A 20,737-nucleotide genomic window follows, 5' to 3' on the forward strand; every position below is an offset into this window, starting at 1 on the left:
TGCGTCTAATTGGCCTCAAGCTCACATTGCCCCGATATTGATGAGTTCTATTGGGGCAAGTTGGCATTTGGTAGCGATCGTCATGTTTGACTTGACCGCTGCTTGGTCGGATTGATAATCCCGACTGAACATTACTGTGAAGAATAGCGCTGAATGCTCTGGCGACACCAAGTAATATTAAAGGTTTGGTGTCCCGCCCGGCAGAGAAAAATATCGAGTTTATAAATACATGCGTCTGAAGTGCATCAAGCTAGCGGGCTTCAAGTCTTTTGTTGACCCTACCACTGTCTATTTTCCGACAAACCTCAACTCGGTGGTGGGTCCCAATGGCTGTGGTAAATCCAACACCATCGATGCGGTGCGCTGGGTAATGGGGGAATCCTCCGCAAAGAACCTGCGCGGCGATTCGATGACGGACGTTATCTTCAACGGCTCCAGTGGCCGCAAGCCCGTGGGGCAGGCCTCGATTGAGTTGGTATTTGATAACTCTGAGGGCAAGCTTTCTGGAGCCTATGCCTCTTTCTCGGAGATTTCCGTCAAGCGCAAGGTAACCCGGGAAGCACAGAACACCTATTACCTGAATGGCGAGAAGTGCCGCCGCCGCGATGTAACCGATCTCTTCTTGGGTACCGGCTTGGGCCCGCGCAGCTACGCCATTATTGAGCAGGGCATGATCTCCAAGTTGATCGAAGCCAAGCCCGAAGAGCTGCGCGTCTATATCGAAGAGGCCGCCGGTATCTCCAAATACAAGGAGCGCCGCCGGGACACCGAAAACCGGATGAGACGGACTTCGGAAAACCTTGAGCGCCTCACGGATATCCGCGATGAGCTGGATCGCCAGTTGTCCCGACTGGAGCGACAGTCCGCAGCAGCGGAAAAATACAGCCGATTTAAAGAGGAAGAGCGCAGCCACAAGGCTAACTTACAGGCGCTTAAATACCGCGAACTGGATGACCAATCCAAGGCCAAGCAGCAACAAATAGGTGAGCTTGAACTCACCGTTGAAGAGCTGGTTACCCGCCAGGTCACCTGTGACACAGGCATTGAGCAAAAGCGCGTGGGGTACCACGAGCTATCTGACAGCTTTAACGAAGTCCAGGGGCGCTTTTACGCCGTCGGTGGAGATATCGCCCGCTTGGAGCAGAGCATTGCCCACGCTCGTGAGCGCTCTACTCGCCTGCATTCCGATTTGGCGCAAACCGAACAAGAGTATCGCGAGGCAGAGACCAACCTCGAAGTGGATCGCGAAAAAGCGGCCCAGTTTGAGGAGGAGCTTGAGATTATTCTGCCGGACCTGGAGATGGTCTTGGCAGCAGAAGAGGAATCTGCTGCGGCACTGCTCGAATCTGAAGAACAGATGCGCAATTGGCAGAACGAGTGGGACCAGTTTAACCAGGGTGCCTCTGGCTCCCGTCAGAAAGCTGAAGTGCAACAATCCCGCATCCAGCACTTGGAAACTTCTGGCCAGCGGCTGCTGGAGCGGATCAATAAGCTATTGGCGGAGCAGTCCGGCCTCCAGGTCTCTGACGACGATGAAGAGACACTGCAGCTGAACGAGCAGATGGCCGAGCTGGAAATGCAGGCTGAAGAGCGCCGCGAGGAAGCGGCAGAGCGTCGCGAGTCTCTGGACAGTCTCCGTGTGCAGGAGCGGGAGCTGGCTACCGAACTCGATCAGTTACGCTTGCAGCTGCAAACCGGGCGAGGCCGTCAGGCGTCTCTGGAAGCCTTGCAGCAAGCTGCTTTAGGGCAAGGCAAGGCAGTTGAGAATTGGCTACAGCAGCAAGCCCTGGCTGACAAGCCCCGGCTCGCCGACCAGATTAAAGCCCAGCCCGGCTGGGAAACTGCAGTTGAAACTATCCTCGGCCCCCAATTGCAGGCGGTATGTGTTGAGCAGCTTGAGTCCGTGGCTGAAGGATTGGCGGCACTGGAAAGCGGTCAAGCGGTTCTAATCGATAACAGTGCTGTAAATAGCAGTGCGAAGGGAGCACTTCCTTCGCTGCAGGATATGGTTCAGGGGCCGGCCTCTCTCTCCGGCATCTTGGCGGGAATTTATACCGCAGAGGATTTGACTGAGGCGCTGTCCAGGCGCGCGAGTTTGCAAGCTCATGAGTCTATTGTGACTCGCGATGGGCTCTGGCTCGGCCCCAACTGGTTGCGAGTGAATCGCGCCAGTGATGCAGAGGCCGGGGTCCTGGCGCGCAAGCAGGATCTTGAAACCCTGGGGCAGGAGTTGGCCCTATGTGAGGAGCAGATAGAGAGTATTGCCGAGCGACGCGAGTCCCTGCGCACGCAAACGGTCGATCTCGAGCGCTCCATCGAACAAGCTCGCAATGAGTCCGACCAGCTCGGGCGTCGCGAGGCAGAGCTGCGCAGCCAGTTGTCCGCCCGACGGGCGCGTGCGGAGCAGATGAATGAGCGCCGTATCCGAATTGAGCAGGAAATCGGTGAGGTGCGTGAGCAGCAGGAGTTGGAAGGGGAGTCCCTGTCGGAAGCTCGTCTAATGCTGCAGGAAGCTGTCGAGGCGATGAGCGATGATACCGATCGTCGCGAAACGCTAATGGCACGCCGGGAGGAATTGCGCGAAGCTTTGGATGCCGTGCGCCAGCGCGCGCGGGAGGACAAGGATCGCGCCCATGAACTGGCTATGCGCGAGCAGTCAGTGCGCACCCAGATGGTGTCTCTCGAGCGCACTTTGCAGGTGATGAGCGAGCAGCTGGAAAGGTTGCGCAGTCGTCGTCAGCAATTGCAGGAGCAAATGGAGGAGACCCAGGACCCCTCCCAGGATTTTCAGGCTGAGTTGGAAGAAAAACTCGGCGAGCGTATTGAGGTGGAAACGGAACTCGCCGATGCGCGCAAGAAGCTGGAAGAGGTTGAGGCCGGCCTGCGTGAGCAGGAACAGGAGCGCCACAAAGTGGAGGCGGCTCTTCAGGGGGTGCGCGCCCAGCTTGAGCAGGAGCGTCTCGCTGCGCAGACTCTGGAAGTGCAACGAAACGGATTGGTAGAGCAGCTGCGCGAGAGCGAGCACGATATCGATCAGCTGCTCGAACAGTTACCTGGCGATCTGACGATTAAACAGGTACAGGAAGATTTGGAATTGGTAGCCTCGCGTATCTCGCGTCTCGGGCCGATTAACCTCGCCGCTATCGATGAATACAAGCAGGAGTCTGAGCGCAAGAACTACCTGGATCGCCAGCATGGGGATCTGATGGAAGCGCTGGAGACCCTGGAAAATGCAATTAAGAAAATCGACAAGGAAACGAGAACCCGCTTCAAGGAAACTTTTGATCAGGTAAATGCGGGCCTGCAGGAACTCTTCCCGAAAGTTTTCGGTGGTGGTAATGCCTATCTGGAACTTACCGGTGAAGATCTGCTCGATACTGGTATCGCGATCATGGCCCGCCCGCCGGGCAAGCGCAACAGCACAATCCATCTGCTCTCGGGTGGAGAAAAAGCGCTGACGGCGATCGCTTTGGTATTCTCGATTTTCCGTCTGAATCCAGCACCTTTCTGTATGTTGGATGAGGTGGATGCTCCCCTTGACGATGCTAACGTTGGTCGTTACGCACGAATGGTTAAAGAAATGTCAGAACACGTTCAGTTCATCTATATTACCCACAACAAGATCGCAATGGAGATGGCGGATCAGTTGCTGGGGGTTACCATGCACGAGCCGGGTGTATCCCGACTGGTGTCGGTGAATGTGGAAGAAGCAGCCGAGCTGGCTTCTGCATAAGGGCGTAAAGGGAGAGGCGCTAAAAAATGGATAACTGGCTGGTTACAATCCTGGTTGTCGTTCTGCTGGTCGTTGTGGTCGATGGCATACGCCGGGCGATCTTGCGGCAGCGCGCGGCAGTTAAGGTCTCCCGCAATCTGTCGCGGGCCATGCAATCTGAAGTAAAAAATGAAGCTGATCCGGTCTCAGAGAAGGCTGAAGAAGAGCCCCCGGTACGCAAACCCCTGGAGACGCGAGAGCCCAAGCCCGCAAACAGCGAATTGCCCGGGCAGGCTCGCGTTGTTCAGCGCCGTCCGCTAGAGGATGCGCTACATGTGAATCGCCAAGTACAGGAGAGCTTTATTTCCTCGCGCAAACCGCTCGCTGGCAGCAATCCCCAGAGGAGCCCGGAAGAGCAGGGTATCCTCGATTTGGAAGAGCAAGTCCCCACCCTGATGGAGTCGGTCGGTGAAGAGCAACGCTATGAGCCTGCATTAGATGAGGCTGAAAGCCTAAATGCGATGGATAGCGCTCACAGTCCTGAGCATGAAGCGGTGCATGACGATTCTCAACCCGAGCGATCTTCTCAGTCTCCAAGCTCTGGCAGTGTTGGTGAAGGTGCTCCCACCCGTGAGGTGCTGGTGATTAATGTAATGGCGCCAGAAGGGGATTACTTCGAGGGTAATGACTTGCTTCGGGTAATGGTTGCCTGTGGCATGCGCTTTGGTGAAATGAATATTTTCCACTACCATGAGCACGGCGGTGCTGATGGGGCCATTATCTTTAGTCTCGCCAATATTGTTGTGCCCGGCGTTTTCGACTTGGCCCAGATGGAAGAATTTGCCACGCCAGGTGTTAGCTTGTTCCTGACACTACCAGTGGAAGGCGAGGCGATTAAAGCTTTCGATCAACTGCTTTCCACCTCATACAAAATTGCCGAGCTGCTCGGTGGCGAATTGAAGGATGAGAATCGCAGTGTATTTACCGCGCAAACGGCGGAGCATTATCGTCAGCGGGTTGTTGAGTACCAGCGTCGCAGGACTTTAGCGATGGCGCAAAGCTAGCTCGCAATCTCTAAATAATTGTTGCCATTTTTAATGCGGCCCGGGATGCCGGCTGATTTTCATTTTGGAAATTAGCCGTAAGCTCGGGCCGTATTTGCATGTAAAATCGAAATAATTTTCTAACTATTATTTTTATTCACTCGAATTGCCGATGACTCATCAAACTATTTCCCCTCAAGTGCGCGAACGTGTTCAGGAATTACATGAAATCCTCCAGCGTGCGAATCACCAATACTATGTGCTTGATGATCCCGAGTTGCCGGATATTGAGTACGACCGGCGCCTGCGCGAGTTGCAGGACCTGGAAAGTGAATTCCCTCAGCTACTGACACCGGATTCTCCCACCCAGAGGGTCGGCGCAGAGCCGCTCTCCTCTTTTCAGGAGGTTCGCCATGAGGTGGCGATGTTGTCTTTGGATAACGCTTTTAATGATGAAGAGTTGCTGGAATTTGACCGCCGGGTGTGTGAGCGCCTCAACAGTAAAGGGCCGGTGGAATACGCCTGTGAACCCAAGTTAGACGGTATCGCTATCAGCCTTTTGTATCGCGACGGAGTACTTGAGCGAGCTGCAACGCGCGGCGATGGTACCACCGGTGAAGATATCACCCAGAATGTACGCACCGTGGGATCTGTACCTCTGCGTTTGCGTCAAGCAGATGGTATTGAAAAGTATCCGGGTGTATTGGAGGTGCGCGGCGAAATCTATATGCCGAAAGAGGGCTTTGCCGAATTGAATCGCAAAGCGGCCGCGGCGGGTGAGAAGCTTTTCGTAAATCCTCGAAATGCCGCTGCCGGTAGTTTGCGTCAATTGGACTCCCGCATAACAGCGCAGAGACCGCTGGAATTGTGTGTTTATGGCACTGGCCTTGTAGAGGGCGGTGAGCTGCCGGAAAAGCACGTTGAGACTTTGCAGTTGTTGGGGCATTGGGGCTTCCGTACAAATCGGGAGATGCGCGTCGCTAAGGATATTCAGGGCTGCATCGATTACTACCGGGAAATCGGCGAGAAGCGCGAGGACCTCGCTTATGATATCGACGGTATTGTTTTTAAGGTCAACAGTATTCCCCTGCAGCGCCGTCTCGGCTTTGTTGCCCGCGCACCCCGTTGGGCCATGGCCTATAAGTTTCCCGCTCAGGAGGAAATGACTGAATTGTTGGATGTTGAGTTCCAGGTAGGGCGCACCGGTGCGGTCACCCCGGTTGCTCGCCTACAACCGGTGTTTGTCGGCGGGGTTACCGTTTCCAATGCAACTCTGCACAATCGAGATGAGATCGAGCGCCTCGGCGTACAGGTGGGTGATACTGTCATTATTCGCCGTGCCGGAGATGTTATCCCGCAGGTGGTTTCTGTAGTGGAGAGCAAGCGCAAGCCGGGTGGCCATGCTATTGAATTCCCCACACATTGCCCAGTATGCGGCTCGCCGGTGGAATCCACGCCCGGTGAGGCGGTGGTCCGCTGTAGCGGCGGCCTGATTTGTAGTGCCCAGCGCAAGCAGGCCATCAAGCATTTCGCTTCGCGCAAAGCGATGGACATTGATGGGCTGGGAGACAAGCTGGTAGAGCAGCTGGTAGATGAGGACTTGTTACATTCGGTGTCCGGGCTCTACCACCTCACCTTGGAGCAGGTGGCGGGACTTGAGCGAATGGGGCAAAAGTCTGCCCAGAACCTCCTTGACGCACTGGAGCGCAGTAAAGAGACCACGCTGCCTAAATTCCTTTATGCCCTGGGTATCCGAGAAGTGGGTGAGGCTACAGCGCGCAATTTGGCGCGGCACTTTGGCGAATTGAATCCGCTAATGTCGGCAAATGTCGAGGCTTTGCAGGAGGTTGAAGATGTGGGCCCAGTGGTCGCTCATTTTGTTGCTGAGTTTTTTCAGCAACCTCATGCCCAAGAAGAGGTGGAGGCACTGCAGCAGGCGGGTGTGCATTGGCAAGCGGAGGTGAGTGACGAGCAGGATCAGCCCCTGGCAGGGGAAACCTGGGTGCTTACCGGCAAACTGGAAACCCTGTCCCGCAGTGAAGCAAAAGACTACTTACAGAGGCTGGGTGCGAAAGTCGCAGGAAGTGTTTCCGCCAAGACCGGCACTCTGGTTGCTGGGCCAGGCGCCGGCTCAAAATTGACCAAAGCACAGGAACTGGGTATCACGGTTATGGATGAAGAGGCGCTTCGGGATATGCTGCGCGAAAGGGGCTTTGAGATTTAGTCCTGGTATTTTAGGCGGGGCACCATTAGTAACTGAATAGCCGAACTTTTGAGCACTTTGCAGGTTCGTGTTTTGTTTTGTGGCTTTCTGGTCGCTTCGCCGTTAAAGTTGATACCTTAGATCTGTTTTGCCCTGGGTACCTGATGTCCAGTGGCACTGTGGTAAGGAATGGAATTAATGCTTCAGGGCGATCAGGAATCCATCGTTTACGGATGTATCAAAGACAGCAATAGCCTCGCTGGCGGCAGCGATCGGCGCAGGGTGAACCGCAATGCTGTGCTCGCTCTGCCCAGTGCTGATGAATGGCCATTCCTGTGCCGGGATATGTTTGCTATTCCCACCATTAAGGTGAAGCAATCCCAGTACCAAACCGATGTAATCCACTTTGGCGCTTCCTATCGGGCGGTAGAGTACGAGTGGGATTTGTGGATACAGAAGTTTGAAGAGTTGTTGAAGAGTATGTATTGGGTTTCGGCAACTGTGCATTTGGAAACTGAGCTTTCCGGCGTTCACTCTTTCAGCTGGGAATCTGCTGGCCTCTATCACGAGCCGGGCAGCGGCGATATGCAGGTTCGCTGCGAGTGGACCCAAGAGGGGCGGGTGAGTATCTGATTTTTCTGGCCCGGTTGGTCCGGGCCCTCTCTTGCCTAATTGCCGCAAAGCAGATTTAAATAAGCAGCCCTGTCACAAATCCTATCTCTCTTTTTCTTTCCGCAACTATATTCCCTCATAGTCTCTGGAACTGAAACTTTGGTCTGTTAAAGTGTCTTTGCCGAACGGTACCAAGGTGCCGCGGCCGAGAAGCTGTAAAGCCAGATTATAAGAATTGGCGCGATCTGGGCGCCCTATCAGGAAGGAATACACATGATTAAATCCAGTTCTCTGCTGTTTGCCAGCGCACTGATGCTATCGCCGCTGTTACATGCGTCTGAGCACGAAAGCAAAATGGATATGAGCAGTAAGGCCCCAGCAGATGCCAAGGTCTATATTATCTCGCCGAAGGATGGAGAGAAGGTGCCCCAGACATTTACGGTGAAGTTTGGTTTGTCTGGTATGGGGGTGGCACCGGCGGGTACCAATCAAGAGAATACCGGCCACCATCATCTGCTGATTGATGTGGATGATATGCCGGATATGAGCAAGCCTTTGCCGGCGAGTAAGAACATCATTCACTTTGGTGGCGGGCAAACCGAGACTCAAGTTACCTTGCCACCCGGCAAACATACGCTACAACTGGTTCTGGGCAACTATATGCATGTGCCACATAAAGAGCCTGTGATGTCCAAGAAAATTACCGTCGTGGTCGAGTAGGGCTGCAGCGGCTAAATAACCTTCTGTCGATGCATTAACCGCATCTGGGGAGAGTGAAATGGGTGGCGAATTCCGCACTGAAAAGGACAGCCTGGGCGAAGTTCAGGTGCCGACTGAGGCGATGTATGGCGCGCAAACCCAGCGCGCCGTGGAGAATTTTCCTGTCAGTGGTCACGGCTTGCCGGCTGAGTTTATCCGCGCCATTGTGCTGATAAAGAAATCTGCTGCGGAGGCCAACCGGGACTTGGGGTTGTTGGATAAAGCGCAGGCTGAGGCCATTATCAATGCCTGCGACAGTCTCGGTGATGAGGAGTATGCCACTCATTTCCCTGTCGATATTTACCAGACAGGTTCTGGTACCAGCTCAAATATGAACGTTAATGAGGTGCTCGCTCACCTTGCAGAAAAGCACAGTGATCAAACCATCAGTCCCAATGATCACGTGAATATGAGTCAGAGCAGTAATGACGTGGTTCCCACCGCAATTCATGTGTCCGCCCTGCTCGCAGTACGCGATACCCTGCTGCCTGCGTTGCGCCATTTGCACACTGGCTTGTGCGACAAGTCCACGGAGCTTGAAAGTATTGTAAAAACCGGTCGCACCCATCTGATGGATGCAGTGCCTATGACAATGGCGCAGGAGGTTGGAGGTTGGGCTGCACAAATAGAGGCGTGCCGGGAGAGAATTCGCGCGGTAATGCCTCGGCTTGCCCAGCTGGCTCAAGGCGGTACGGCGATTGGCACAGGGCTTAATGCTCATCCGGATTTTGCCGAGCTGTTCGCGCAAAAAATCAGCGCCCACACATCTCATCAGTTTCGCCCGGCAGAGAACTTTTTTACCGCAATTTCCAGTCAGGATACGTCGGTGGAATTGTCCGGGCAGCTCAAGGTGTTGGCAGTTTCCCTGATGAAAATTGCCAATGACTTGCGTTGGATGAACAGTGGTCCCCTTGCTGGTCTCTCCGAAATCGCCCTGGAGGCCTTGCAGCCAGGGAGTAGTATTATGCCGGGCAAGGTGAACCCGGTTATTGCCGAATCAGTTACTATGGTTTGTGCCCGGGTGATGGGTAATGACACCACAGTGACCGTGGCGGGACAGAGCGGCAATTTTCAATTGAATGTTATGTTGCCTTTAGTAGGCAGTACGCTGCTGGAAAGTATTAACCTGCTCGCGAATGCATCGACCCTATTGGCTGATCGAGCCGTTGCCAGTTTCGCGGTGAATCGGGCGCATATTGAGGGAACCCTGGGCCGCAACCCCATTTTAGTGACCTCCCTTAACCCAGTGATTGGCTACTTGAAAGCGGCGGAGATTGCCAAGGCCGCCTATGCCAGCTGTAGGCCAGTGCTGGATGTTGCTGTTGAAATGACGGACCTGGATAGAGAAACGCTTGAGGAATTGTTAGACCCCGCCCATTTGGCCAAGGGTGGGCTGATTAGCTAGGGGCAAAAAAGGCGATTCCCAACAGTATTAACGATATAATGGCGGTAAGGCACATAAGCCAGTGCAAAAGCCTTAACAGCGTGGCTCGATCCTCTGGTTCCAGCATTCTTCTGCTCATTGGTGCCTCCTGCGGCGTTGACAGGAACCGGCCAATCCCTCACGATTCGACGCCGCGTCGGTACTGGGTGCCGACAATACAATGGTAGCGCCACAAAATGTGGCAGTCTCACCTGTTTTGAAAATCAATGTATCCAGATCGTCATGGCTAAAAGAAGTCGCCGCTCCTTTATTACCAGTGTCCTCGCCTGTGTCGCCTTTGTAGTGGCGGCAGTCTACAGCTGGGACCTGCCCGTTAAGGATGTTGTCACCTATTTCATTCTTCTGTTGGTGATATTGCTTGTCATCATTGCTCTGGCGTTTGGGTGCGGGGCTTTATTGAATTGGTTGCGCAGGCGTAAATAATAGATGGCGTCAACGGAAGAGGATATTCGCATCCCTATCGCCTACCTCGAGCGACTGCTCGAAGAGGCGACCAAACACGGGTGTGATCGCAAGGAGCTTTTGGCTTCTGTCGATATCGATGAGTCTGAATTGCAGGGCGTATCCGCATTTTCAGCAGTGAAGTATGGCCGCTTGTACCAGCGCGTGATGTGGCTGGCGCAAAATGAGTGGTTTGGCATGCTTAGCGGTGGAAGGGTCCGTTCCGGGTCTTTTCGCTTGTTGTGTCTGGCGGTGGTGAATTGTGCAACCCTCCGCCAGGCGATTACGCTCTGTGCCGAATTTATGGAAATCTGCCGAGGTTTTAAGGTGAAGCCGGTACTCGGAGAAGGTGGCCATGGGCGCGAGCGGGTTGAAATTTGCGGGATCAGTTCGCTGGGCAAGGGCGAATTTGAGCAGCTGCTGAATAACACGAGCCCCAGTGTGGTGCGTACAACTCTAGCGGTTTGGCACAGGTTTTATTGCTGGCTGGCAGGGCGGGAGATTCCGCTGGCCAGGTTGCACTTCTCATTTGCTTGCCCGGAAGAGTTTCGCAGTCTCGCGCAAAGCGAGGCCAATGAGTTGTTATTTGAGCAACCGTTTAATGCGCTCGAATACGATACCCGCTACCTGGAATACCCTGTGGTGCAAAGCCCGCAGATGGTTGAGGACTTTATTCGCACCGCTCCTTACCACCTGGTGATCAGCGACGGCAGTGCCAACAGTATCAAAACCAAAGTAAAAACCATTTTGAACCGGGATGTGAGCGAGTCCATGCCTGCCGCTGAGGCGGTGGCGGAGAGGCTCAATATGTCGGTCACCACGTTGCGACGTCGCCTTCAGCAGGAGGGTACCTCCTACCAGAAGCTCAAAGACGAATGTCGGATGGAAGCGGCTTTTCACTACCTCAGCTGCCCGGACCTTTCCAATGGGCAGATCGCAGAGATGCTTGGGTTCGATGAATCCAGTGCTTTCTTCCGCGCCTTCAAAAAATGGACGGGAATTACGCCAGGCGAGTATCGCCGGGGTGGTCGCGCCGCAGCTGGCCTGGATATTTGACTGGGCCAGTCACCTTTTTTCATCCTCTCGCCTCGATTTGTCACCGCTTTGGACGGGTTTGGCCATAGAGGGGGCTGCTCGCTTACTACTATGATGAACCAATCTTAGAAATTAGTCATAAATATGACTGGATGGTTTTACCTCCGGTCCCAAACATAAGCGAATTGAGGTTATCAGGATGACCGATATCAAAATGCCACTGCGTGATTTGCGTTTCGTAATGCGCGAGATGCTGGACTCAGAAAAGCATTATGAGTCACTTGGATATGAGGAGGCTACTCCTGATGTCGTGGATGCCATCCTGGAAGAGGGTGCAAAGTTTTGTGAAAACGTTATTGCACCACTGAACCAAATTGGCGACCAGCAAGGTTGCACCTGGAAAGACGGTGAAGTTACTACCCCGGAAGGCTTTAAAGAAGCCTACCAGCAGTTTGTAGAGGGTGGCTGGGCTGCGCTGCCCCACGATCCTGAGTACGGTGGCCAAGGCCTGCCGCCCTCGCTCGGTACTATCATGAGCGAGATGGTTGGCACCGCCAACTGGTCCTGGGGCATGTACCCCGGCTTGTCCCACGGTGCCATGAACACCCTGGAAGAGCACGGTACTGAAGAGCAGAAGCAGGTTTACCTGACCAAGCTGGTTGAAGGTAGCTGGACTGGCACTATGTGTCTGACCGAGCCTCACTGCGGTACCGATCTGGGTATTCTGCGCACCAAGGCCGAGCCAAATGACGATGGCTCCTACGCGATTACCGGCACCAAGATCTTTATCTCCGCCGGTGAGCACGACATGACTGACAACATTGTTCATATCGTACTCGCCCGCCTGCCAGACGCACCTGCTGGCACCAAGGGTATCTCCCTGTTTATCGTACCCAAGTTCCTGCCGAACGCTGACGGCTCTGCCGGTGAGCGCAACGGTGTGGTATGTGGTTCCCTCGAGCACAAAATGGGTATTCACGGCAACGCCACTGCAGTGCTGAACTTTGACGGTGCTAAAGGCTTCCTGATCGGCGAGCAGAATAAAGGCCTGAGCTATATGTTCACCTTTATGAACACTGCGCGCCTGGGTACTGCTCTGCAAGGCCTGGCTCACTCCGAGATCGGTTTCCAGAAGTCCCTGGCTTATGCAAAAGATCGCCTGCAAATGCGTTCTCTGTCCGGCGTGAAAAACCCGGAAGGCCCGGCTGACCCGATTATTGTTCACCCTGACGTGCGCCGCATGCTGATGACCCAGAAAGCCTTCTCTGAAGGTGGTCGTATGCTGGTTGTTAAGTGCGCACAGCTGGTTGATATCACTCACAAAGGCGATGCTGACGCGAAGAAAGCCGCTGACGATATGCTGGCGTTCCTGACGCCGATTGCAAAAGCATTTTTGACAGAAGCTGGTTTCGAATCTGCCAACCTGGGTATGCAGTGTTTCGGTGGCCACGGTTATATTGCCGAGTGGGGCGTGGAGCAGAACGTACGTGATGCGCGTATCTCCACTATCTATGAAGGCACCACTGGTATTCAGGCTCTGGACCTGTTGGGTCGTAAGGTTCTGATGACCCAGGGTGAATTGCTGCGCGGTTTCACCAAGCAGGTTCACAAATTCTGCCAGGCGGAAATTGATAACGAAGCACTGGCGCCTTTCGTTGCTAAATTGCAAGAGCTTAACAAGCAGTGGGGCGACCTGACCTTGCACGTTGGCGGCAAAGCTATGGAAAACCCAGACGAAGTCGGTGCTGCCTCTGTAGATTACCTGATGTTCTCCGGTTACACCGTGCTGGCCTTCCTGTGGGCACAGGCGGCTAAAGTTGCCAATGAAAAACTGGCAGCGGGCACTGGAGAAGAAGATTTCTACAAGGCGAAAATTACTACCGCGCGTTTCTTCTTCGAGCGTATCCTTCCTCGCACTTCCAGCCACGCAACGTCCATGTTGAGTGGAGCAGGCAACTTGATGGAATTGGATGCCGAGCATTTTGCATTCTGATCCCGCTCTGAAATGAAAACCGCCGGCAAATGCCGGCGGTTTTTTTGTGAGTAATAAAGCGGCTTAAACGGAGAATTTCCGATGCAATTGCCGGATTCAGTTCAAGAGCGCCTGTGTCACTTAGCTTGTTCGTACCCGCTGGCTCGGGTACAGTTCCGGCTGCCAGATGCCTGTGACTTCTATGTTTATGTCACCGAAGTATCTAAAAATTACAAAGTGATTTCCGAATTTGGTCAGACTGATAATCCAGAACTAACATTGGAAATGGAAAACAGCACTCTCAGTGCTATATTGGACGGTCAATTAAGTGGGCGTCACGCCTTCCTTTTGGGGGATGTTCAATATTCTGGAAATCGCGAATTGGCCGCAGCATTGGCAGGTTTATTTCCTGCGAATAGTGAAGAGGGAGATCGGTAAAGAGAGGTTTTAAACCCTTCTTTTTCACCGTCTCAAAGATACTACAAACAATAAATAAATTCTCGCTCGCCAAGAGATATGGCAGCTTTCGCCTATGGAGACGGAAGGTGTGGGCAAGCGACGACAACAATCAGGAATGGGAGAAGAGAGTTGGACATTGATCGCAGCATACTTGATGTCTTTAAAGGCGCTTGCGCCAAATTCGGTGACCGGCCGGCTTTCACATGCCTGGGGCGTACACTTTCAATCAATGATATTGACACGCTGAGTGGAAAATTCGCCTCTTATTTACAAAATCATACCGACTTGAAGCCCGGCGATCGCATCGCTGTCCAGCTGCCCAACGTGTTGCAGTACCCAGTAGTTGTTTTTGGTGCACTGCGCGCAGGTCTGGTTGTAGTAAATACCAATCCGCTGTACACGCAGCGCGAGCTTAAGCACCAGCTGAATGATTCAGGGGCCAAGGCTCTGGTCGTACTGGCGAATATTGCCGATACCGCTGCTGCGGTGGTTGCTGAAACCGATGTAAAACAAGTTATTGTTACTGAGATTGCGGATCTGCACAGTCCGCTGAAGCGTACCTTGATCAACAGTGTGGCGAAGTACGTTAAGAAAATGGTGCCCGAATTTTCGTTTGCCAATGAAGTTAGCTTCCGCGATGCAATGGCAAAAGGCGCTGAGCGTCCTCATAAGGATGTTGAGCGCACCAAAGAAGATATTGCGGTTCTGCAGTATACCGGCGGTACTACCGGGGTTGCCAAAGGGGCAATGCTGACTAATGGCAATCTGGTTGCGAATATGGAGCAGGTTCGTATCGCATTTGCCAGTGGTATGAAAGAAGGTGAGGAGTTCTATATTGCACCTTTGCCTCTTTACCATATCTACGCATTTACCATCCACTGTATGTGCCTTTTCTCCACGGGTAACCATTCGCTATTAGTACCCAACCCGCGCGATATCCCGGGTTTTGTGAAGATGTTGAAAGGCCTGCGTTTCACCGGATTTGTTGGGCTCAATACCCTGTTCAATGGCCTGATGCGCAACAAGGATTTTGCTGAACTGGACTTCAGCAAATTGCACTCAACAGCTTCTGGTGGCATGGCGTTAACTCGCGATACGGCTAAGCGCTGGGAGGAAATGACCGGTTGTATGATCATGGAAGGTTACGGTATGACTGAAACCTCCCCGGTTGTTTCATTTAACCCTACTGATGGTGTTCAGCTGGGCACAGTGGGTGTTCCTGTTCCCGGTACTGAGGTCAAGGTTGTCGATGAGAATGGCAATGACCTGCCAAACAACTCTCCTGGCGAGCTGTGCGTGCGCGGACCTCAGGTGATGAAAGGCTACTGGCAGCGTCCGGAAGCGACAGCGGATACCATCGACAGTGAAGGTTGGTTGAATACCGGCGATATGGCCGTTATTCAGGATGATGGTTACATCAAAATCGTAGATCGCAAGAAGGACATGATTATTGTGTCCGGCTTCAATGTATATCCCAATGAGATTGAAGACGTGATCAGCGCGCATCCGAAGGTCACTGAAGCTGCCGCTATCGGTATCCCGGATGAGAAAAGTGGTGAGCAGGTGAAGCTCTTCCTGGTGAAGGCTGATCCATCTTTGACCGAAGATGAAGTTGTCGCCTACTGCCGTGAGCATATGACGGCTTATAAAGTGCCGAAGCATGTGGAGTTCCGTGAGGACTTACCCAAAACTAATGTGGGCAAAATCTTGCGCCGTGAACTTCGCGATGAAGAGTTGAAAAAGCTTGAGGCTACTAGCGCTGCTTAAGTCGCTATTTAGCTAAAGAGTTCAACCGCATAAAAGGCCCTGCTGGAGACAGTGGGGCTTTTTTATTGGTTTTGATTCACGGAGAGGCACCTGCAGCTAATGCAGGGTTGATGTTTGGGGAGGGAAGTTTGGTGACACCGAGGAGGTGCCACCAAGGAAAAGCGGGATGTTTATCCTGCTTGGTTATTTGCGGCTTTCAGCACTGGCGTCGCGAATAGCGCGGAACTCATTGCCTTCATACCAGTTGGGCCAGTCGCGGCTGTTTGCCAACTTCAGGCCCAATTGCAGGCCCAGCTGCAAGTTCATAGCGGCGCCTTTCAGGTTCCAGTTGGGGTCGTACTCATCTCCCGGCTTGTGGTAGTGCTGGCTGAGATATTCCTTATCCTTGGATTGTGCCCACTCCCGGCCGTGCTCATGGTTTTCGCTACCGGAATCAAAATACAGCATTGGCACGCCTTCTTTTGCCAGGCTGAAATGATCTGAGCGATAGAAGTAGCCGCGTTCCGGGTGCTCTTCAGCAGCCAGATAGCGGCCCTGCTTTTTGGCGGCTGCTTCTAAGAGATTTTCCAGCTCGCTGCTGCCGAAGCCTACGACGGTGATGTCTTTGGTGGGGCCCAAGACATTCATAGCGTCGAAGTTAAAGCCGGCAACCGTCTTTTCCAGAGGATCAACAGGGTTAGCGGCATAGTATTTGGAGCCGAGTAAACCGGACTCTTCAGCAGTTACTGCGACGAATACCAGGGAGCGATCAGCTTGATCCTCTTTTACTGCTTGGGCTGCAAGAGCAAGTAGTCCAGCGGTACCGGTGGCATTGTCCACTGCGCCATTAAAGATATGGTCTTCGCCAGAAGCGTTTTTGTTGACCCCTAAGTGGTCCCAGTGGGCAGTGTAAACAATGGTTTCATCTGCGTACTTTTTGCCGGGTAACTTAGCAATAACATTGCGAGAGTTGGACTTCTCAAGGCTGTTGCTGAGTTCGATGCTGGCTTTGAGTTCCAGTGACTTAGGCTTGAATCCCAGTGCTTTTGCAGCTGCCATTTCTTCGGTCAAGTCGAGACCTGCTGCCTGGAACAGATCCTTCGCTGCCTGGTTGGTGATCCAGGCCTCAATCGCCACGCGATCGATATTCTTGTTTTCTGCTTCAAGGCTTACCTGGGCGCCAGACCAGGAGCCGCTCACTACCTCCCAGGGGTAACCGGCAGCACCATTCTCATGGATAATAATGGCCCCTGCGGCGCCCTGACGGGCAGCTTCTTCAAACTTGTAGCTCCAGCGACCGTAGTAGGTCATGGCATTGCCATTGAATAGAGCCTCATCTTGGGTGGCATAGCCGGGGTCATTCACCAGAATGACTGCGGTTTTGCCTTCCATATCCAGACCTGCGTAGTCATTCCAGTTGTTTTCTGGAGCTACGATGCCGTAACCGACAAAAACCAATTCGCTTTCATTAAGGCTGGATGCGCTGGTTTGGCGCTGGGTAAACGCGACCATGTCGTCAATCGGTTTTAGAACCTGGCCTACACCTTCGCCCTGAATAGTAAGGGGGGTGGATTGAATATCCATCTCTACAATGGGGACTTCCTGGAACCAGCTGGGGTTACCGTCGGAATCTACAGCACCAGGGGTAAGTCCGAGCGCCTTAAATTGCTCTGCCAGATAGTTTACCGTCAGCTCCTCACCTTTACTGGCGGGAGCGCGGCCTTCGAATTCATCGGAGGCCAATACGGCGACATGCTTGTGCAGGTCGGCAGCGACAATATCAATTTGAGCCTTCTCAGCGGCTTCCAAATTGAGCTTTTCAGTGCCGTGCTCGATATGTTCTTTATGGGAGTGCGCTTGTGAGCTGACTTCTTCGTTGCCCTTGCTACAACCGCTGATAACACCGCCGATGGCTATAGCCAAGCCAAGGCGGCGCCAGGTAGTAGGAATTCGCATAATTTTGTCCTGACAGTCTTGTTAGGAGGCAGATTATGCCTGATCTTGTCTTAACTAACGACATATCAGCGATCAGTTGAGAGTAGAGTGTGACTAGGCCCGGAGCTATATTCCCGTTTTGATAATTTAGTTGAATATGGTGACAGGGTTTGTGTTTGAGAGGGTTCAATAAAACTCGCCTTGGATAGGAGGCTCGGGCTTAGCCTCCTATCCAGCCTAAATCCTCAAGTCGAGATTTTTGAGGTTAATTGTGCTGCCAGTGGCCCTCAGTTATCTGGTCCTGATAGTTAATCCACACCTTGTCATAGCCAGTGGTTTCCTTGGCGCTTTTAAGGGCTTGGTTGTCCTGGCTATTAGTGGGGGCGGAAAACACATAGTCATTGCCCAGTGCCTGGCACACCCCGGCACCATAAGAGAATGGGCCTGTGGAGGCGCTGACCAGCCAGCTACCGTCAGCCGTGTTCTTACATGCGAAGCTATATTGGTTGCTGCAGTTGGCATCATTCCAGCGCCCGTTGCCCCACTGCATAGCGCAATCCTCATTGTTCAAGTTATTTGGCTCATTCTGATCCCATGACCAAATAGCTGCAGCGATGCGGCCATCAGTCGTATTCATATTATCGAGGTTGATTATGTTGTGACCTATAGCAAAGCCATTGCGCACATCGTCGGCTGTGATTCGTTCAATACCACCGCTAAAAATTTCTCCTATAGTGCCAATAGTGGTGCTGTCTTCCCACACTCGACCGATTTCCCCTAATCCGGTGAAGGCCATGTTCTTCATGTCACCATTTCCAGAGCAGCCGCTATCTTTCCACACGACGACTTGTTTCCCTGCAGCAAGCACATCATTTTTTGTAAGGCTGCTGGGGATACTCTGGCAGCCGCCACTGTAGAAAATCTTATCCCCGAATCGATCGGTTATTTGGTTGTAGAGATCTTGATGGCGCCCTTCAGAGTGGTCCTCGATATATAAAATGATGACTTCGTCCTGATTGGCGCTGTCATTTAGCCAGTCCTTTATTTCGTTAAATCCTTCAGTCGCATACTTGTCATTGATACTGCAGAGCCCATGGCACAGAAGTAATCTTTTTGGGTAGGAAAAGAGGCTCTCCATTTTCGTTGTCCAATGGACATCCAGTTCTATAAAGCGAGCTCCCATGCGCAATTGATCTTTTATGGAATGCTCCTGTTGAGGGTCCAGGTAGCGGCATCCCACTGAGAAGTTACAGGCGCGATAAACTTCTGAGTTGTAAGAATTGTGTGTCCCCAAAATATTGTTTTCACTCATGGGAGTGTGGTTGTCTATTTGACGCTGCAGATCCAAGGCTGTGCCTGTCCAGCTGTTTTGGAAATCAGAAATGCTATCGGCCCAAAGGGGGGGGGAGGCGAAGGAAAGTACAAATAGAATCGATAGGATCATCTGTCTGATAGTGTGTTTCATTATTTTTCTCCGGACTGAGTAGATACGCTACCTTTGCAGTAGACGCTAGTGAATATTTTTTAATTTTTATTGGTGTGCGGTGCCTTAAGGTACCGTCTTATTATTTTTGCTTTTTACTACGAATTGGACTTTTTTGTCTATGTGATGAGGGTTGGTTTCTTGTTGTTTTCTGGCGACATCATAATTCTATTGTTAATGGATGGATTGTGTAGCTCTCTCAGCAATAAATGCCGATAAATTATTCAGGATCTTTCCTTGCTTTAATTAACAAGCTACATAAGGGGAATTATGCGACTAATGAATAAGTGGGTTGTTTTGCTTGGCTCCTTTCCAGCCACCTTTATATTGGGGTTGGACTACACCATTGTCAGTATTGCACTGCCGACAATCCAGCAAAGTTTAGGTGCATCCTTTATTCAAACCCAGTGGGTTATGAATATATTTATGTTGATGCTATGTATCCTGATGGCCAGTATGGGGAGATTGGGGGATATTGTGGGCTCCCTGAAGATGCTCAATATTGGATGGGTATTACTTGCAGTTAGCTCCCTTTTCGCGGGATTGGCTGAGGATCCACTTTGGTTAATTGTCTGGCGGGCCTTTCAAGGTGTCTCCATTGCCATAATCGTGCCGAATAATATTGCTTTGCTGTCCCACACTTTTGTAGAAAAAGAAGCCGGATTTGCAATGGGATGGTGGATGTCGGTATTGGCTGTCGGCTTTGCTCTTGGTCCGGTGTTGGGTGGGGTCCTATGTGAGTATTTGTCTTGGAGGTCGATCTTTTTTATTAATATCCCCTTTGTGCTGGTCAGTATGGTGTTTGGCCTTTTTGTAATGCGGAGCCCGCAAAATTTAGATAAAGAAAAAAGTTATATTGACTGGCGTGGAATGATACTTCTTGCTCTTAGTGTGGGTTCGCTAGTGGTGTTAGTAGTTGAAGGGGCGCAAGTGGGTTGGTTGAGCTGGCCGATACTGTTGTTATTGGTTATTTCTATATTGAGTTTTATTGCCCTTTTTCGTGTTGAGCGAAAACTGGAGCAACCGTTGATCCATTTTGCCTATTTTAAGAATTCGCTATTTTCCGCTTGTGTTTTAACCAATTTTAGTTTGTTGATATTTCTCATTTCTGCTTTCTTTTTATTACCATTTTATTTGCATGTTGTGCGTCAGGATACAACGGTAATGTCCGGCTTGATTTTGCTCCCTATTACCTTGGTAATGGCTTTGGTGTCTCCTGTGGCGGGCAGAATGGCGGCTAATTCCGCACCTGCGGCTCCAATCTTAATTGGTGTCATATGTATTTTGATTGCGGCAATCGTAATGACACAATTCTCAGTGGATACCAATTTTTCGACGCTTTTGCTGGCTTTTATACCTTTCGGTGTGGCTTGGGGATTTGTATTTAGTGCGACAGCCCCAATCGCTATTGGCGCTTTGCCGCCTAATAGTGCAGGAATAGCAACCGGAATGTTGTGGGGCATACAAAATATAGGCGCAGCACTTGGTTTGGCTGTGGTGGGTACTGTATTCCGGATAATGGAAAAACAGAGTTTGCTAAATCAATTGCAGGAAAGTGGGGTGCCGATTACCAGTGCACTGGAAAAATATATCGATGCATTGCTGATTAATCCTGAAAGGATAGAGCGTGGCGCAATGGGGGTGTCTGCTGCTCTGCATAGTCGCATCGCTAACATGTTTAATGAGGCTTTTGCTCAGGCTTTTCAGTCGGTGATGTGGGGGTTGGTTGTATTTACTTTTCTTCTTTTTTTGGCTGTGCTTGCTTTATTGAAGATGGCAAAAGAAAAAGGGTAAAGGCTTGCGTAAACTAACCATAGAAAGTCAATTCAACTCATAAAATACTGCTTTTATCCCTTCTTTAGATGAGGGGGCTTACTGCTGGGGTATAAATAT

The 20,737-nt window shown here is 51.9% G+C and carries 14 protein-coding genes; 12 read left to right on the top strand and 2 right to left on the bottom strand.

Annotated elements, in window-relative coordinates; genetic code table 11:
* Positions 1 to 229: 229 nt before the first annotated feature.
* The 11 genes from smc (at position 230) to ACG1BZ_RS08045 (ending at position 15,447) form a co-directional block, all read left to right on the top strand.
* The gene (smc, locus tag ACG1BZ_RS07995) at positions 230 to 3,733 is read left to right on the top strand and encodes a chromosome segregation protein SMC (protein WP_413665139.1); all 3,504 of its coding nucleotides are present in this window, start codon (positions 230 to 232) and stop codon (positions 3,731 to 3,733) included.
* 26 nt (positions 3,734 to 3,759) lie between these two features.
* Positions 3,760 to 4,776, top strand: a complete 1,017-nt coding sequence (zipA, locus tag ACG1BZ_RS08000) for a cell division protein ZipA (RefSeq protein ID WP_413665140.1) — start codon at positions 3,760 to 3,762, stop codon at positions 4,774 to 4,776.
* 151 nt (positions 4,777 to 4,927) lie between these two features.
* Positions 4,928 to 6,979, top strand: coding sequence for an NAD-dependent DNA ligase LigA (gene ligA / locus ACG1BZ_RS08005; RefSeq protein ID WP_413665141.1), 2,052 nt, complete (start codon positions 4,928 to 4,930; stop codon positions 6,977 to 6,979).
* 177 nt (positions 6,980 to 7,156) lie between these two features.
* Positions 7,157 to 7,591, top strand: a complete 435-nt coding sequence (locus ACG1BZ_RS08010; RefSeq protein ID WP_282933471.1) for a hypothetical protein — start codon at positions 7,157 to 7,159, stop codon at positions 7,589 to 7,591.
* A gap of 252 nt (positions 7,592 to 7,843) precedes the next feature.
* Positions 7,844 to 8,290, top strand: a complete 447-nt coding sequence (locus tag ACG1BZ_RS08015) for a DUF4399 domain-containing protein (RefSeq protein WP_282933470.1) — start codon at positions 7,844 to 7,846, stop codon at positions 8,288 to 8,290.
* 58 nt (positions 8,291 to 8,348) lie between these two features.
* The gene (locus tag ACG1BZ_RS08020) at positions 8,349 to 9,734 is read left to right on the top strand and encodes a class II fumarate hydratase (RefSeq protein ID WP_413665142.1); all 1,386 of its coding nucleotides are present in this window, start codon (positions 8,349 to 8,351) and stop codon (positions 9,732 to 9,734) included.
* 261 nt (positions 9,735 to 9,995) lie between these two features.
* Positions 9,996 to 10,196 carry a hypothetical protein gene (locus ACG1BZ_RS08025; RefSeq protein WP_282933468.1) on the top strand — a complete coding sequence of 67 codons (201 nt, stop codon included), beginning with the start codon at positions 9,996 to 9,998 and terminating at the stop codon, positions 10,194 to 10,196.
* 3 nt (positions 10,197 to 10,199) lie between these two features.
* The gene (locus ACG1BZ_RS08030) at positions 10,200 to 11,270 is read left to right on the top strand and encodes an AraC family transcriptional regulator (RefSeq protein WP_282933467.1); all 1,071 of its coding nucleotides are present in this window, start codon (positions 10,200 to 10,202) and stop codon (positions 11,268 to 11,270) included.
* 178 nt (positions 11,271 to 11,448) lie between these two features.
* Complete coding sequence (locus ACG1BZ_RS08035; protein WP_413665143.1) at positions 11,449 to 13,242, top strand: acyl-CoA dehydrogenase C-terminal domain-containing protein; 1,794 nt, start codon at positions 11,449 to 11,451, stop codon at positions 13,240 to 13,242.
* A gap of 81 nt (positions 13,243 to 13,323) precedes the next feature.
* Positions 13,324 to 13,659 (top strand): SCP2 sterol-binding domain-containing protein, encoded by a 336-nt coding sequence (locus tag ACG1BZ_RS08040; protein WP_282933465.1) that lies wholly within the window; start codon positions 13,324 to 13,326, stop codon positions 13,657 to 13,659.
* A 150-nt stretch (positions 13,660 to 13,809) separates the two neighbouring features.
* Positions 13,810 to 15,447 (top strand): AMP-binding protein, encoded by a 1,638-nt coding sequence (locus ACG1BZ_RS08045; RefSeq protein ID WP_413665144.1) that lies wholly within the window; start codon positions 13,810 to 13,812, stop codon positions 15,445 to 15,447.
* A 183-nt stretch (positions 15,448 to 15,630) separates the two neighbouring features.
* On the opposite strand, the gene ACG1BZ_RS08050 is transcribed toward ACG1BZ_RS08045, so the two are convergent.
* Complete coding sequence (locus ACG1BZ_RS08050; RefSeq protein WP_413665145.1) at positions 15,631 to 17,382, bottom strand: M28 family metallopeptidase; 1,752 nt, start codon at positions 17,380 to 17,382, stop codon at positions 15,631 to 15,633.
* 244 nt (positions 17,383 to 17,626) lie between these two features.
* On the bottom strand, positions 17,627 to 18,826 hold the full coding sequence (locus ACG1BZ_RS08055; protein ID WP_413665146.1) for a phosphatidylinositol-specific phospholipase C domain-containing protein: 1,200 nt from the start codon (positions 18,824 to 18,826) through the stop codon (positions 17,627 to 17,629).
* A gap of 297 nt (positions 18,827 to 19,123) precedes the next feature.
* Between ACG1BZ_RS08055 and ACG1BZ_RS08060 the strand changes: the two genes are divergently transcribed.
* The gene (locus ACG1BZ_RS08060) at positions 19,124 to 20,638 is read left to right on the top strand and encodes an MFS transporter (protein ID WP_413665147.1); all 1,515 of its coding nucleotides are present in this window, start codon (positions 19,124 to 19,126) and stop codon (positions 20,636 to 20,638) included.
* Positions 20,639 to 20,737: the final 99 nt, after the last annotated feature.

The organism is Microbulbifer sp. CNSA002, from assembly GCF_047324085.1.
GTDB lineage: Bacteria > Pseudomonadota > Gammaproteobacteria > Pseudomonadales > Cellvibrionaceae > Microbulbifer.

Excerpts from the sequence above, each read along its gene's own strand:
- smc (WP_413665139.1), top strand. The coding sequence starts at position 230 with ATGCGTCTGAAGTGCATCAAGCTAGCGGGCTTCAAGTCTTTTGTTGAC.
- zipA (WP_413665140.1), top strand. The coding sequence starts at position 3,760 with ATGGATAACTGGCTGGTTACAATCCTGGTTGTCGTTCTGCTGGTCGTT.
- ligA (WP_413665141.1), top strand. The coding sequence starts at position 4,928 with ATGACTCATCAAACTATTTCCCCTCAAGTGCGCGAACGTGTTCAGGAA.
- ACG1BZ_RS08010 (WP_282933471.1), top strand. The coding sequence starts at position 7,157 with ATGCTTCAGGGCGATCAGGAATCCATCGTTTACGGATGTATCAAAGAC.
- ACG1BZ_RS08015 (WP_282933470.1), top strand. The coding sequence starts at position 7,844 with ATGATTAAATCCAGTTCTCTGCTGTTTGCCAGCGCACTGATGCTATCG.
- ACG1BZ_RS08020 (WP_413665142.1), top strand. The coding sequence starts at position 8,349 with ATGGGTGGCGAATTCCGCACTGAAAAGGACAGCCTGGGCGAAGTTCAG.
- ACG1BZ_RS08025 (WP_282933468.1), top strand. The coding sequence starts at position 9,996 with ATGGCTAAAAGAAGTCGCCGCTCCTTTATTACCAGTGTCCTCGCCTGT.
- ACG1BZ_RS08030 (WP_282933467.1), top strand. The coding sequence starts at position 10,200 with ATGGCGTCAACGGAAGAGGATATTCGCATCCCTATCGCCTACCTCGAG.
- ACG1BZ_RS08035 (WP_413665143.1), top strand. The coding sequence starts at position 11,449 with ATGACCGATATCAAAATGCCACTGCGTGATTTGCGTTTCGTAATGCGC.
- ACG1BZ_RS08040 (WP_282933465.1), top strand. The coding sequence starts at position 13,324 with ATGCAATTGCCGGATTCAGTTCAAGAGCGCCTGTGTCACTTAGCTTGT.
- ACG1BZ_RS08050 (WP_413665145.1), bottom strand. The coding sequence starts at position 17,382 with ATGCGAATTCCTACTACCTGGCGCCGCCTTGGCTTGGCTATAGCCATC.
- ACG1BZ_RS08055 (WP_413665146.1), bottom strand. The coding sequence starts at position 18,826 with ATGAAACACACTATCAGACAGATGATCCTATCGATTCTATTTGTACTT.
- ACG1BZ_RS08060 (WP_413665147.1), top strand. The coding sequence starts at position 19,124 with ATGAATAAGTGGGTTGTTTTGCTTGGCTCCTTTCCAGCCACCTTTATA.